We start from the raw sequence: 15,160 nt of genomic DNA on the forward strand, positions 1-15,160 counted from the left end.
GCAATTGAGCGGAAAGCGTTAGGCTCGCAAGTTTGCATGGGAGACTTAAAACAAGATTATTTACTCAAGTACTTCTCTTTAACTTGCTTCAAAAACCTCACCCCTCTCTGCCACAAACTACCTTTCCTGTTCTTTAAAAACTGCTTAATAGCAGAATAAGCCTTTTCATCTTCTTGCAATACCGATGGGAACCACGTTACCGGTTGACGGCTAACCTGCACCTGATAAATATCTTCATTATTGGAGTGCACCCCAGTACCGTCATGCCCAATATTTTGAATGAGCGAGTGCGCCGGGTTGAGCGTTAAGCCGCCTTTTAAAAAGATTGAAGCGTACCAGCGTATAGCCCATGAGTTATTTTTGCCAGCTTTAAACTGCTGTATTTGCCTCCAGAAATTCATGGTGCCTTCTATCGAGAACTGGTTGATCTTAGCCTTATCAAACTGTTGTATGAGCTTATCCACATCGGGTTCAAAGTTTTTCCAGGCACGGCTCCAGGTAGCCCAGCCCCAACTGGTAGCAGCACGGTAAAAAAAGGATTGCGTTAAGCCTTGCGCTTTAAGATTGTACATGTAGGCGCCAACATGCATTACTTCCTCGTTAGCCGCATATCGGTCCAAAGCTTCGTTAAAGTATTGAAGGGTATAGGGCGATGATAGCAAATCATCCTCAAAAACGATAACCTTGCCGTAATCATTTACTAAATGCGTTACGCCGCTGATGATGGAGTTGGCAAGGCCTATATTAGTTTCGCGCTTAATAACCGTTACCGATTTAAAGCCCGTAACCGTTTGTGCGTAGCGGCGTATCTCTTCAACTTTTGCCTTGTCAGCCTCTGTTTTAGCACCATCCGAGTAAATGAAAAGGCGCGAATCATTGGCAAGCTGGTTTTTTTGCAGGTAGCTAATGGTGCGGCGCGTATGCTCGGGCCGGTTGTAAACAAAGAGGGCTATGGGTGCCAGGTTTTGCATGGCTTATGAGGGCTAAAAAATGTGGGCTTGTTTATCAGTTTTGCTGCAAAGCACAGTGTAAGCGTTAGCCAACTCTTCCTGCTTACTTTTGCCTAAAAAGGCACCAACAGCACTTTTAACCATAAACTCCGTAGTAATCTTCAAATCAGTCACAAAGCTTTTAGGCTTTTTTTGGTTTATGTAAGTATTGAATTTAGTTACCTCCGGTTCTATCATGGAGGTAAGGTCTGCTTCCACCTTAAAACCCTCGGTTAGCAGCAGGTAACGTAACGATGTTGGCGTATAAACATTAATATGTCCGTAAGCCAAAAAATGCTTAATGCGCCCATCCACATTCTTCTTATAATCGCGCGGAACCTCGATAACACACATCTTTGCTACACGCTTGAGTTCGCGGAGTAACATGCGCTCATGTTCAACGTGCTCAAGTACGTGCGAGAGGACGATAAGGTCAAAGCTGTCATCAGCGAAAGGCAAATGATAACCATCAAACACCTGTACTGATTTTAAGTTGCCAATATTGCGCGATTGAATATACTCCACGCCGCTATCCGAAATTTCGACAGCATGATATTCAGTAGCAAAGTTTTGTTCGGAAAGTATTTTGAGAATACTGCCATCGCCGGCGCCAACTTCGAGCACTTTGGCAAACGTGCGGCCTTTGCATACTTCGATAATATGCTGAGCTTTGTACTTTGCTCCCAGCATGCGCCAGGCCTCGTCGTGCGTTTTGTAAAATTCGTCGTAGGCAGTTTTTACGTTGCCGCTCAGCTTATCATCGGCCATTAAGTTATATTCCTAAACAGTTATCGGGTTTATAAAATACGGTAGTGGTTTTATAGTAAAACAAGCCCGGCGATATTCCACTAAACGGTATCTGCTTAAAGCCTTTATCCAGCAGGTAATTAATACCATCTCGGTAGCCGGGGCGTTCCGAGTCATCGAGCACGATAACACCATTTGCCGAAAGAGCCTCAACGGCCTGTATACAGCAGTTCACACGGTCGCGGCCATCAACAATGATGATGTCAAACTCTTCGCCCAGTTTTACCGGCATACGGCAGTAATCACCGTCGCGCTGTAATTCGCAAAAAATCATTTCGGCATTATCGGGCTTTGTAGATGTTATTTTGTCGAACCATTCCTTATCATGCTCAACAGATACCACAATACCGGTGCGCTGCGCATAAAATATGGTTGAATTACCCGAGCCAAATTCAAATACGGCGTGTTCGGGTTTTAAGCGGTCCTTTATAAAGTCTATAAAAGAATAAGTAACCCATGGAATAGGATTCCCGCGCTCATCAACAGGTGATTGGCTATCAAAAGCTTTAAACCAGCCAATTTTATCTAAATAACCTTTGCTATTGAACGACAACAACGAGCGCAACCTTTTGGGTTGCTTCAAAACATCTATAAGTAACGATAAATTGCTCAACGATTGAATGCTTTTTGAAAAAGTGAAATTAAGAATAAAGATTTTAACATTTGTACTCCCTGACCACGAGTTTTTGGTACAAGCAATATAAAAAACGTAGCTACCGCATAGGCTATGAGCGTTGCATAAGCAGCACCAATGATTCCATACGCTGGAATGAAGTATATATTAAGCACAATGTTAACCAATGCCCCTACCCCTGTGCGCAGCATTGATAGCTTAAAATAACCTTCGGCAATAAGGTATTGACCGCTTGCGCTTCCTAAAAACACAAATATACCCGCCCACACGTGTACCGCTAAAACCGGCGCTCCGGACCAAAATTCGGGATGATTATGAAATGCTATTTTATAAATATAGGATGAAGCAAAGGTCATGAAAATGGCTACCGAAAGACTTATGATGACCATAAGGTCATACATATTTTGCAGGCGTTTATAGTAGCGGTCAATATCTGTTTTCCGGGCATAAACTATAGCCGGAAACACAGATGTTACTACTGCAACCGGTAAAAAGTAAAAACTTTCGCTCAAGCTTACCACGGTAGAATATATACCCAATTGTGCTTCGCCAAGATAACTGGTGATCATGGCCTGATCTATTTTCATATAAATAGATACCAATATAGCCGAAAATGCCAGGGGCCACGATTTTTTGAATAAATATGCTGCCACCGGGGCTTTATACCTCCACTCATTTATACGGTTATGCGTGCTGTGGTAAACAATAATGTATCCTGTTGCAATAATTACAGCATCGAACAACAACGCCCAAACAAACCACAACAAGGGCATATGTAAAAGCACCAAGGTAAGTTTAATGCCTGCCGAGGTTAGGTTACCTGCCACCTGCACATACATAATATACTTGGCTTGCACTTTAGCCTGAAAGTAGCTTTCAATAATATTAAATGCCTGTATAATGGCTGTAAACGCCACAATAAGTACAAACGTGAACGGCGTATTAAGATGTTTGAAGTGAGTGATAACCTCATAAGCTACATATACCAATGGCAATGTAACTATGCCTGCCAGCAAGCGCATCCAAAAGGCGGTACCTAACAGTGTAAATTTTCTTTCAGGGTGATTGATAAGCTCGCGGGTAACGAAGCCATCTAAGCCCAGGGCAGCTACCGCCATTGAGAAAACTACAATAGTCATGGGGTAGTTGAGTATACCATTTTGCGTTGGCCCTAAATAACTGGATAGCACAAATGTATTGACAACCATCTTTATAACCATGCTGCCAACGCGCGCCATCATAAGCATACCGGTATTCTTAAAATACTTTTGAAAAGCCTGCTGATCGAATCCGGGAATACTGGGTATGCGCATATTTTACTGCAAATGTATAAAATGTGTGATTGTACGCTCACTTAAAATGCATTATGCTTAAGGATGATGCTAAATTTTAAGATATTTTATGCTTTTTTGCCTTTACACACATTAGTTTACATATGACAACCGACCATCCATATTTCAAACCATTGCATTCGTACTCACAAGATGGTGAAGACATGCTGCTGCGTTCTTTGTTGAAAGAAGCAACGCCCGGTTATGAAGACTATAAAGGATTTTTTATTGACATTGGTGCTTACCACCCGTTCCGGTTTTCAAATACCATGCACTTTTATGAGCAAGGCTGGCACGGTATTAACATTGAGCCTACGCCTAGTGCCATACAACTGTTTAACCAGTATCGCGAAAACGATATAAACCTCAATGTAGGTATAGGCCAAGCGCACTCCAAACAAACGCTTTATTGTTTTAACGATTCGGCCTATAATACTTTTGATGAACCTACTGCCCGCCAACGTGATAAAGACTCAAGCAGCTTTCATGTGGTTGAAACCGCCGAAGTAGAAATTTACACCCTGGCCGAGGTTTTAGACCAGTACCTGCCGGCCGGACAATCTGTTATTGATTTTATGAGTATTGATGTAGCCGGGCTTGATGTAAAAGTACTACAATCAAACAACTGGGATAAATATCGCCCTAAATTTGTATTGGTAGAGGATGTTGACAACAATTTCAGCCACCTCGATGCTTCTGAAGCACATAGTTTTTTAGCCGACCAAGGATACCGTATTGTTAACAAAACGTTGCGTACACTGATATTTAAGCAAGTATAGATGCTATATATAAAACAACAAAACCCCGACTATTGCCAGGGTTTTGTTGTTTTATATGCTAATTAATCGTTATTGATTAACAAACTTTTTAGCGTTGATTTTACGCTCGTTTTCAGTTAAGTAAATTTTACGTATACGCATGCTCTGCGGCGTAACCTCAATGTACTCGTCAGCCTGAATATACTCCATTGACTCTTCTAATGAGAATTTGATAGCCGGTGCAATACGAACGTTGTCATCACTACCTGATGCACGCATGTTGGTTAATTGTTTACCTTTTACCAGGTTTACAACTAAGTCGTTATCACGGATGTGCTCGCCCAGGATTTGACCTTCGTAAATATCAACACCCGGATCAACGAAGAAGCGACCGCGGTCTTGTAATTTATCAATAGAGAATGCAGTTGTTTTACCGGTTTCCATTGATACCAATACACCGTTTGCACGTCCAGGAATATTACCTTTCCAAGGCTCGTAAGCTTTGAAGCGGTGCGCCATAATAGCCTCACCAGCAGTAGCAGTTAATACGTTGTTACGTAAACCAATAATACCACGTGATGGAATTTCAAATTCTAAGTGCTGTAAATCGCCTTTTGGCTCCATTACTAACAACTCGCCTTTACGCTGAGTTACCAACTCAATTACTTTACCGGCAACATCACCAGGCACGTCAACAGTTAAAACCTCAATAGGCTCACATTTAACACCGTCAATTTCTTTAACAATTACCTGTGGCTGGCCAACCTGCAATTCGTAACCCTCGCGACGCATGGTTTCAATCAATACTGATAAGTGAAGAATACCACGACCGTATACTAAGTAAGAGTCCGGAGATTCGGTTTCAACTACTTTAAGTGCCAGGTTTTTCTCCATCTCTTTGTACAGACGGTCACGTACGTGGCGTGAGGTAACAAATTTACCTTCTTTACCAAAGAAAGGTGAGTTATTGATGGTGAACAACATGTTCATAGTAGGCTCATCAATTTTGATAACCTCTAATTGCTCCGGTTTTTCAAAATCGGCAATGGTATCACCAATTTCAAAACCTTCAATACCTACTACAGCACAAATATCGCCGGCGTTAACCTGCGTAGCTTTGACTTTACCTAAACCTTCAAAGGTGTAAAGTTCTTTAATACGTGATTTTTGGATAGAACCATCGCGTTTAACTAAAGATACCGGTTGGTTTTCTTTAATGGTACCACGGGCAACACGGCCAATGGCAATACGACCTACGAACGATGAATAATCTAAAGAAGTAATTTGCATTTGCAAAGTACCTTCATTATAAGGAGCCGGTGGAATGTTTTCAAGGATAGCATCCATTAATGGGAATATATCCTCAGTTTTTTTCTTCCAGTCGGTGCTCATCCAACCTTGTTTTGATGAACCGTAAATAACCGGGAACTCCAATTGCTCTTCGGTAGCATCAAGGTTAAAGAACAATTCAAAAATTTGCTCATAAACCTCTTCAGGGCGACAGTTTTCTTTGTCAACTTTGTTTACAACTACAATAGGTTTTAAGCCTAAAGCCAAAGCCTTTTGAGTTACAAAACGGGTTTGAGGCATTGCACCTTCAAAAGCATCACACAACAGCAATACGCCGTCGGCCATTTTTAACACACGCTCAACCTCACCGCCAAAGTCGGCGTGACCAGGGGTATCAATAATGTTGATTTTTACATCTTTGTACCTAACAGAAACGTTTTTTGATACGATGGTAATACCACGCTCACGCTCCAGGTCGTTGTTGTCGAGGATAAGCTCTCCAGTTTCCTGATTATCGCGGAAAATGGCGCAGCTATGAAGGATTTTATCAACCAAAGTAGTTTTACCGTGGTCAACGTGTGCTATAATAGCAATATTACGAATTTGATTTTGCATGAAAATGCCTCTTAAATTTTGCGCAAAGATACGCTTAATTTGTTGCATTTAAAAGGTTTGCCTGCTTTTTACAAATTTGTGAATATAATTAATAAACAAGGAGTTAAGGTGAGATAGCGGTTTTACAAATCAGCTGTAATTAAACTATCTTCCTGCCAATTGTGCCTGGTAAAGATAATCGACGTTCAGTTTTTACGTTACCATTATATAACAATCATTAGTTTTGCCATATGAGTTTTCAAACCCTTGTAATTATACTGCTGTTTGTTGCTGCTTTATGTTATGTAGGCCGTATGTTGTACAAAAGTTTGTATACAAAAAAAGGCTGTGGTTCGAACTGTAAATGCGGTGTTGATTTTTCAAATATCGATACTGCTAAATCCCGCTCGTAATTACTCATCTTCTTTTAATGCGGTTTTGCCTAAAACCGTTAGCTTTGCCTTTTTCTGAAACCTATTAAGTGCCAATGGCTCATAAACAGATATTTCAGGCTGACAACCCTAAACGTTGGAACAAGTTTAAATGGCTCAGCCGTGTTATTATATTCGTGCTTTTAAGTGGTGTGGTGGCTGCAGCCATCACGGTAACATCCAAACAATACCCTAGTTTACCTAACCTCGTACCCACACAAAAAAAACTAACTACCGATGAGTTGAATAAACTTAAGCGCTCGGCAGAATACCGCGACTTTAAGGTTGAAAAAGAACGCATTGAGGAAACCCGCCGTGCTTTGAAACGCCATCAGCTCAGGCACCCTAACAACGCCAACCGTATAAACGTAGGTTTTTACCTGGCCTGGGAACCACAGGCATACTTTTCACTTGCCGAAAATATCAAACGACTTGATATGATTGTAAGCGAGGGGTTTGCAATTACGCCCGGTAAAGACACCATTACAGCAAGGCTTGATACCGGCTTAATAAACCTTAACAAGCGCTATAAAAAACCGGTTATAGTAAGGCTTACCAATTACATTAACCTAAGCAATACTGAAGGGCGTTTTGATACGCGCGATGTTCAGCGCATTATAGCTAACAAAAAATTGCGTACGGCCTTTATTAGCAACATTGCCAACAAACTTTCACAGTATAATCTTCGCGGGCTTGATTTGAATTTTGACGATATTAAAAACCGCAAATCAGCCGACTACCTTGCCTTTCAACGCGAATTATATACCACTTTACACGTCAGGGGATTTTTGGTAACGCAAAGCTTTTGGCCCGAGGATGACGAGTACGACCTGCAGTTTTTGCAGAAATATAACGACTACCTGTTTGCCATGGCTATTGACCAGCATAACGAGAGTAGCAATGCGGGTGATATCTCTCACCAGCATTGGGTAGAGGAACAATTGGATGCCGTTTGCCAGAAAATTCCAAGCAATAAAATCATACTCACTTTTGCAGCTGGTGGTTATGACTGGCCCGAAAATCAATACGGCCGATCAATAGGTTATCAGCAGGCCGTGAGTACCGCTGCCGAAAACAAAAGCAAAGTTGTTTTTGATTCCGAGTCTGCAAACCTGATGTACACTTATAAGGGTACCGATACCCTTAAGCACACGGTGTACTTTGCCGATGCCGTAACCAATTTCAACATCATACGCATGGCTGATGATTGGGCAACCGGGGGCGTGGCCCTTTGGCGGCTGGGCTCAGAAGACCCACGATTATGGAGATTCTTTGCCAAAAACCTATCTACAGATTCGCTTAAAAAAACCGGGGTTGATACCCGATGGTTCACCAATAAGGTTGGCCTTAATAATCGTATTGATTATGCGGGCGATGGTGAAGTGCTTGACCTGGTAACGCAGCCCGATACCGGTAAAATCAACGTTCAGTTTAATGCTAAAACTTTTACTTTTACAAACCAGGAGTACCTCAAACTACCTACCAAGTATGTAATAAGGCGATATGGTTATGCACCCGGAAAGATTGTGCTTACGTTTGATGACGGGCCCGACCCTAATTACACACCGCGTATAATTGACATCCTGAAAAAAGAAAAAATTCCGGGTTCGTTTTTCGTGGTGGGTTCAATGGTTGAGAAAAACATACCGCTGCTTAAACGTATTTTTGACGAGGGTTACGAAATTGGAAACCATACATTTTTTCACCCCGATATTTCACAGATAAGTTTACAAAGGGTAAGCTTTGAGTTAAATGCCACCCGTAAACTCATTGAATCTATAACCGGGCACAGCACCGTTCTTTTCAGGGCTCCTTTCAATGCCGATGCCGAGCCACAAACTATTGCCGAGGTTATACCTGTAGCCAAAAGCAAGGAGGAGAACTACATTAATATAGGGGAATTTATCGACCCTCATGATTGGGAACCAGGCGTTACAGCCGATACCATTGTAGCCCGTACTATTAGGCAGGCAAACAATGGCTCAATGATTTTATTGCATGATGCCGGTGGCGATAGTAGGGAGGAAACTATAAAGGCCCTGCCACGCATTATTGAGTATTTTAAAACGCATACTTATGATGGTGTTCACAAATATGAGTTTACCACCATTGCCGATGTACTGAACAAAAAGAAAGAAGACTTAATGCCGCGTGTAACAAACGATGCCGACTCAGGAGTTACGGGCCGTTTGTATGACATGTTCAACGTTGGCTTGTTTTATACCAACTGGATATTGCTTTACCTCTTCTTGTCGGCTATATTTCTAGCGGTTGGTCGTATCATACTCATTGGTATACTGGCACTGCGTCAGTTTGCACTTAATAAAAAGAACCCCGATCATGACGTTGATATTGCCGCGCTTCCGCCAGTAAGCATTATTGTGCCTGCTTATAATGAAGAGGTTACAGCTATAAAGACTATTCAAAGCTTATTGCAACTTGAGTATCCTAAGATGGAAATTTTGTTTATTGATGATGGATCAAAAGACAAAACGTACGAAATTGTAAATAATGCGTACCAAAATCATCCGGCGGTACGTGTGCTTACCAAACCTAACGGCGGTAAAGCCTCAGCATTAAATTTTGGTATTGCGCAAGCCCAGCACGAATTTGTGGTATGTATTGATGCCGACACCTTGTTGAAAAATGATGCCATTATACACCTCATGGCTTATTTTACCGATGCAGAAATTGGCGCTGTAGCTGGTACCGTAAAAGTGGGTAATGAAACCAACATTATCACACGCTGGCAGTCAATTGAATACATCACAGCGCAAAACATGGACCGCCGTGCTTTTGATTTGCTTAATAGCATTACTGTGGTTCCGGGTGCTATAGGCGCTTTCCGTAAAGAAGCGGTGGCAAAGGCAGGTGGCTTTACTACCGATACGCTGGCCGAAGATTGCGACCTTACCATGCGCATACTAAAACAGGGCTATATTATACGCAATGCCGGAGAAGCCATTGCTTACACCGAAGCACCCGAAACAATACACATGCTGCTTAAACAACGCTTTAGATGGAGCTATGGCGTAATGCAAAGCTTTTGGAAGAACCGCGATGCGTTGTTCAGAAGCCGATACAAGTTTTTTGGCATGGTGGGTATGCCCAATATATTAGTATTCCAAATTATTTTACCCCTGTTTTCGCCCCTGGCCGATTTAATGATGATTGGCGGCATGTTTAGTGATCATCCCGAAAAAATATTTTATTTCTACCTGGCATTTATTGTTATTGATTTGCTTGTTGCTGTAATTGCCTTTAAAATGGAAAAAGAAGATTACCGCAAGCTAATTTATATCATACCTCAACGCTTTGTTTGGCGTCAGTTAATGTATTACATCTTATTTAAATCGTTGCGGCATGCCTTAAAGGGTCAGCACAGCGGATGGGGCAACTTAAAGCGCACCGGTAATGTAAAAGCCACGCAGCCAAAAACTGAATAATTACTTAAATGATAAAATTTATAAGCGTTATACTGCTGTCACTATCAACGCTTACTTTAAGCAGTAGCAAGTCTGATTGCGCAACATACCCTGATAAGGCAAGTGTTTTTAAAGGGAATTTTACTGATGATTATGGCATTAAATACACCATAAATGATACGCTTTGGGTACAGCATCCGCGTATCCAATTTCACATCATTAAATGGAACTATGAAGAGCAGTATCTTATTGCCCGCAATGATGCAAAAAACCCCGGCGAAGGTGGTTTGTACACACGTATTGATTTAATGCAGTTTGATAACATGCAGCCCTGGCTGTGGGGATACTGCTTGAGTGTTTTTGATGCCACAAGTGACGTTGCGGCAGAAGCCGTAGCCATTGCCGATCGTAAAAATCCTAGAAAAGGATGCAATGGCTACCCTTTTTCAAGAATGAAACGGGTAGAATAGCCGGCCCGCTTCATTTTGTATAAATCGTAAATTTATTTTTCTATAAGGCACACGGCATAAGCCACTACACCTTCTTCACGGCCTATGAAACCCATTTGCTCGTTTGTAGTAGCTTTTATAGAGATATCTTCTTCGCTTATACCGGCGGCCTGTGCAATGTTTGTCTTCATTGCCGGAATGTGCGGATTTATTTTAGGCGCCTCAAGGCATATCATGGCATCAATATTACCCACATTCCAGCCCTTTTCCTTCAACAGCTCTATCACATGTTGTAATAAAATAAGGCTGCTTATTCCGCGCCAGCGCTCATCCTTGTTTGAAAAATGATAGCCTATATCGCGCAGGTTTGCTGCGCCTAACAAAGCGTCGCATATGGCGTGTACCATTACGTCGGCGTCTGAATGGCCAAATGCACCCGAATGATGTGGCAATTGAACACCGCCCATTATAAACGGATGTCCTTCTTTCATCTGGTGAACATCAAACCCAAAGCCTACTTTTATTTTACTCAAAACAAATTCCTTTTTCCGCCAAAGTTAGCAATAAGCGTAAAACGAAGTGTGTTAGCCAACGCACTTTTTTGTTGTGCAGCCACAAGGTATGATAAATCGATATTGAAAATATCATACTTAAACCCTGCACCTACAGTTGCGTACTGCCGGTTACCTTTTGATGGATTTTCGTAAAAATAGCCGGCCCTTAAAAAGAATTGTTTATTATAGCCATATTCTGCACCGGCAGCGTAGCTAATTTCCTTTAACTCTTCACTAACGCCTCCAGGAGCGTCGGCAAAAGAACCAAATATCCCCGCAGGTATAGATCTGTTATCATCATAACCGCTAATAATTGCACCATTACTGCTTCTTATAGGCGGCGTAGGTGCCATTAGCTTGTTTAAGTCAAGCGTAAGTGTTAATTGGTTAAGCTTATCCAAATACCATGTATCGGCTACGCCTATGCGCATATTGGCCGGCAAAAAGTAGCTTGCTCCGTTATCGGTGTAGCTCATTTTTGTTCCCAAATTTGAAAAGTTCGCACCAAATGCCAGTAAGGCATCTTTACCAAATTGCTGCGTTTGCTTTTGATAGTAAGCCGAAACATCAGCAGCTAAAGCGTTGCCCGCTTTGGTTTGCAGCCCGTTAACCGCTGCCCCATTTGTTAAGCCCGAGTATATATACCGTAAGGTTAGTCCTAACGAAAAGTTTTCACCAAACTTACGTGCAAATGAGCCATCAATGGAAAACTCGTTAGGGGTATATGTTCCCTGGTCGGCCTGTGAGCCGTCAATGAGCTGAATTTTACCTAAGTTAAAGTAGCGCAACGAGAGGCCTATAGTGTTACGACTATCTAACTGGTGGGCGTAGCTCAGGTAAGCCAGGTTAACATCTGATATAAGCCTGCGTAACCAAGGGCTGTATGATAATGCAAGGTTATCTTTATCATCAATAAATGCAAGTTTAGATGGATTCCAGTAGTTGGCATTGGCATCAGGCGAGAGCGCTACACCTGCATCGCCCATAGCTCCCGAGCGCGAGTCGGGTGCAATGGTTAAAAACGGAACCGCTGTATTGATGCCGTTTACACTGCTGCCGTTGCTGTTGGTGTTAGTGTTGTTTGCCTGGCAAAAAGCCGCGGCCGGCAATAGCCAACTAACTATAAAAAAAGCGTTTAGCTTACTCATTTTCATTACCACAAATTAGCTGTAAATTTTTGATATAAACTATCGTTCAAAGCCTTGACAGATAAAATATTTCGGGCGGCTTAAAGATATTTTATGTGCTGTGTAACCAATATTAAAAACTGACGTAAAAAAGGCTAATTAACCTCCGCTACTTATCTCAGTTGCTACAATTTAGTGTTTAAGAATTTTGTATTTTTACTAATCAATTTTGTCAGGAAAAAACATGATCAAGCGTTTTACTAAATCTGCCTTACTGTTGGGAAGTGTAGGGTTACTATTAGGCAGTTGCAGTAAGCCCATGCGTTCACAAAAAACCGGTATTGCTTACAATAACAAAGACAATGGCGGTTATATGCGCTTTAAACAAACTCACCCCGCTCCGGGCCCCGGCCTGGTTGCTATTGAAGGTGGAACCTTTGTTTGGGGCGGCAGCGCAGACCAGGATGTAGCTTACGAGTATAATAACGTTAAAAGACGTATTACTGTAGGTTCATTTTACATGGACGAAACCGAAGTATCGAACCAGGACTGGCTGGATTACCTGCATTACATCAGCATTACTTTTCCGGGCGACAGGGAGTTGTATTACAATGCTACACCAGACACCTTGGTTTGGCGCAGGCCTTTATCATACAACGAACCATACGTTGAAAACTATTTAAGACACCCTGCTTTTCAGGATTACCCGGTTGTGGGTGTAACCTGGGAACAGGCTAAGGAATACTGCGTGTTCCGTACCAATCAAATGAATGAGAACATTTTGCGCGAAACCGGAAGATTGGCAAGCTGGAAAGATGCTTCAGGCAATGGTGGCGCAGGTACTGCAGGTGCTAACGGAAAATCAAGCATTACCGAACCGTTTGATACCGAAATTTACCTTAACGGACAAATTAAAGGCCAGGGTGTTGACGGTAAAAAAATGATGGCTGACATGAATCCTCTGGCTAAACCGGGTGCAAATGGCAAACCAACCCGTACGGTACGCATGGAAGATGGTATATTGAAACCGGCTTTCCGTTTACCATCTGAAGCTGAATGGGAGTACGCAGCTATGGGTCTTGCGGGTAATACTCAATATGAAAATATTGAAGACGGAAAAATTTATCCATGGAATGGCATGGGTGTACGCTCGCCAAAAAGACGTACCCGCGGTATGATTATGGCTAACTTTAAGCGTGGCGCAGGTGATAACATGGGTGTAGCTGGATCATTGAATGACAAGGCTGATATTACAGCTCCTGTACGCTCTTACGAACCCAACGATTTTGGTTTATATAATATGGCCGGAAACGTAAACGAGTGGACTGCCGATACCTATCGCCAAATGACGTTTGAGGATGCTGAAGACTTTAACCCTTTCCGTGGTAATGAGTGGACTAACAAAAAACTGGCCGACCCGGAAAAAGGTGTATACGCAAAAGATAAATATGGCCGTCCTATAAGAGAGGCAGCGAAATCTAACAAAAAACTATCGTGGGCTGAGTTTACTGCTCAACAACAAGGAGGTAACAGCGTAACCCCGCCGGCAGCCAATGCTGCAGGTACAACCGCAGCAATTGCAGCATCAGGCAAACCATTCAAAAACGATCAGCGTGGTGCGGCCGATTCAACTGATAATACACTTTACGGAGTAACCACTTTGGTTAACGACCGTTCAAAGGTTTACAAAGGTGGTTCATGGAATGACCGTGCAATGTGGCTTAATCCTGCAACCCGCCGTTTTATGGATCAGGGAGATGCAAGTGCCGAAGTTGGCTTCCGTTGCGCTATGACAATGGTTGGTGCGCCCGAAATTAACCCTAATGGCAAGGCACACTTCAGTGTTAAAAAACCTAAAAACTACAATCCTAAAAAGTAAGCATTTTTTGACTGCATTAAAAAAGGCGCCTGCTCATACCGAACAGGCGCCTTTTTTTATGTGATTATTATTATTGCTCGTTCTTAATAGTTTGCTGAAAAATAATCTTATAGTTAGCGTTTGTGCCCTCGTTATAAAGTTGTAATGACACGTCGGCCGTGTCCCAAGGCTGGTCTTTCATCGCGGTTGCAAAAGGTGCAAAAGCCGTTGTGTTTGATTGAAAGCCTCTGTAATCAGCAGCTTTAAAATTCAGCGCGCCGTAATTAACTACGTTTTCTGCACCGTTTATAACCTTGTAAACATAACGGTCAAAGTATACATGGGTGTAGCCAATAAGCGTTGGCGGCAAAAATAGTTCATAGTAAGCGTCGGTTGGTAATGCAGCTACGGCAAAGCTTATACCATAGTCAGCATTACGTAAAAACAGGTTGGTTTTCCAGTTATCAACCAGCCGGCCTGTGGGGCCAACAAACGTGCTGCTAACGGCTGTATTTAAGTTTGTTTCAAACCTGTACATCCTTGAATTTGATGTGTAAACCTTGATGTTAGTACTCCAAGTACCGGTAGACACGCCGTTTAACGATATGGTATAAAATGTACCACCTTTTGTTGCTCGCTTACGGATGGTTTTGCTGCCGTTGCTTAACACTGCAACTACCGAGTCGGTTGTATTAATATCAACGCTGGTACGCGGAAAGGTGATAACTACCTGGTTTTGGTTGTTAGCACCATCATCGGTTCCGTTACCACTGCCAGGGTTTACAGGCGTAACATCCTCACTGTTATCATATGTACGGCACGATGATACCGCCGCCAGCAAGCCTACAACAAGCACGGTATACTTCAATTGGGTAAATATTTTCATGTCTAATTTGTTCGTCTAAAATTATAC

General features: G+C 42.3%; 12 protein-coding genes. 4 read left to right on the plus strand and 8 right to left on the minus strand.

What is annotated here, in order from left to right; all coding sequences use genetic code 11:
• Nucleotides 1-56: 56 nt before the first annotated feature.
• The 4 genes from GO816_RS14875 to GO816_RS14890 are packed head-to-tail and all read right to left on the minus strand — an operon-like array spanning nt 57 to nt 3,743.
• On the minus strand, nt 57-971 hold the full coding sequence (locus GO816_RS14875; protein ID WP_157542731.1) for a glycosyltransferase: 915 nt from the start codon (nt 969-971) through the stop codon (nt 57-59).
• Between the two features lie 12 nt (nt 972-983).
• A complete protein-coding gene (locus tag GO816_RS14880) occupies nt 984-1,757 on the minus strand; it encodes a class I SAM-dependent methyltransferase (protein ID WP_157542732.1) in 774 nt (257 codons plus the stop codon).
• Between the two features lie 4 nt (nt 1,758-1,761).
• Nucleotides 1,762-2,409: an FkbM family methyltransferase gene (locus GO816_RS14885; protein ID WP_157542733.1), complete on the minus strand. Its 648-nt coding sequence runs from the start codon at nt 2,407-2,409 to the stop codon at nt 1,762-1,764.
• Nucleotides 2,406-3,743: a flippase gene (locus GO816_RS14890; protein ID WP_157542734.1), complete on the minus strand. Its 1,338-nt coding sequence runs from the start codon at nt 3,741-3,743 to the stop codon at nt 2,406-2,408. The genes GO816_RS14885 and GO816_RS14890 overlap by 4 nt, the downstream gene beginning before the upstream one ends.
• 122 nt (nt 3,744-3,865) lie before the next feature.
• On the opposite strand from GO816_RS14890, the gene GO816_RS14895 reads away from it, so the two are divergent.
• Nucleotides 3,866-4,540 carry an FkbM family methyltransferase gene (locus GO816_RS14895; protein ID WP_157542735.1) on the plus strand — a complete coding sequence of 225 codons (675 nt, stop codon included), beginning with the start codon at nt 3,866-3,868 and terminating at the stop codon, nt 4,538-4,540.
• 69 nt (nt 4,541-4,609) lie between these two features.
• Here GO816_RS14895 and typA read toward each other — a convergent pair whose 3' ends face one another.
• Entirely contained in the window at nt 4,610-6,424 is a 1,815-nt protein-coding gene (gene typA, locus GO816_RS14900; protein ID WP_157542736.1) for a translational GTPase TypA, read from the minus strand.
• A gap of 466 nt (nt 6,425-6,890) precedes the next feature.
• Between typA and GO816_RS14910 the strand changes: the two genes are divergently transcribed.
• Both GO816_RS14910 and GO816_RS14915 read left to right on the plus strand, forming a co-directional pair.
• On the plus strand, nt 6,891-10,280 hold the full coding sequence (locus GO816_RS14910; protein ID WP_157542738.1) for a glycosyltransferase: 3,390 nt from the start codon (nt 6,891-6,893) through the stop codon (nt 10,278-10,280).
• 8 nt (nt 10,281-10,288) lie between these two features.
• Entirely contained in the window at nt 10,289-10,729 is a 441-nt protein-coding gene (locus GO816_RS14915) for a hypothetical protein (protein ID WP_157542739.1), read from the plus strand.
• Between the two features lie 32 nt (nt 10,730-10,761).
• On the opposite strand, the gene ispF is transcribed toward GO816_RS14915, so the two are convergent.
• Nucleotides 10,762-11,241 carry a 2-C-methyl-D-erythritol 2,4-cyclodiphosphate synthase gene (gene ispF, locus GO816_RS14920; protein WP_262884877.1) on the minus strand — a complete coding sequence of 160 codons (480 nt, stop codon included), beginning with the start codon at nt 11,239-11,241 and terminating at the stop codon, nt 10,762-10,764.
• Nucleotides 11,238-12,416: a type IX secretion system outer membrane channel protein PorV gene (porV, locus tag GO816_RS14925; RefSeq protein WP_157542740.1), complete on the minus strand. Its 1,179-nt coding sequence runs from the start codon at nt 12,414-12,416 to the stop codon at nt 11,238-11,240. Before porV ends, ispF begins: the two co-directional genes overlap by 4 nt.
• 217 nt (nt 12,417-12,633) lie before the next feature.
• Between porV and GO816_RS14930 the strand changes: the two genes are divergently transcribed.
• Nucleotides 12,634-14,268 carry an SUMF1/EgtB/PvdO family nonheme iron enzyme gene (locus GO816_RS14930; protein ID WP_157542741.1) on the plus strand — a complete coding sequence of 545 codons (1,635 nt, stop codon included), beginning with the start codon at nt 12,634-12,636 and terminating at the stop codon, nt 14,266-14,268.
• Between the two features lie 70 nt (nt 14,269-14,338).
• On the opposite strand, the gene GO816_RS14935 is transcribed toward GO816_RS14930, so the two are convergent.
• Nucleotides 14,339-15,133, minus strand: a complete 795-nt coding sequence (locus tag GO816_RS14935; protein ID WP_157542742.1) for a hypothetical protein — start codon at nt 15,131-15,133, stop codon at nt 14,339-14,341.
• Nucleotides 15,134-15,160: the final 27 nt, after the last annotated feature.

Source organism: Mucilaginibacter aquatilis, from assembly GCF_009755275.1.
Taxonomy (GTDB): Bacteria; Bacteroidota; Bacteroidia; order Sphingobacteriales; family Sphingobacteriaceae; genus Mucilaginibacter; species Mucilaginibacter aquatilis.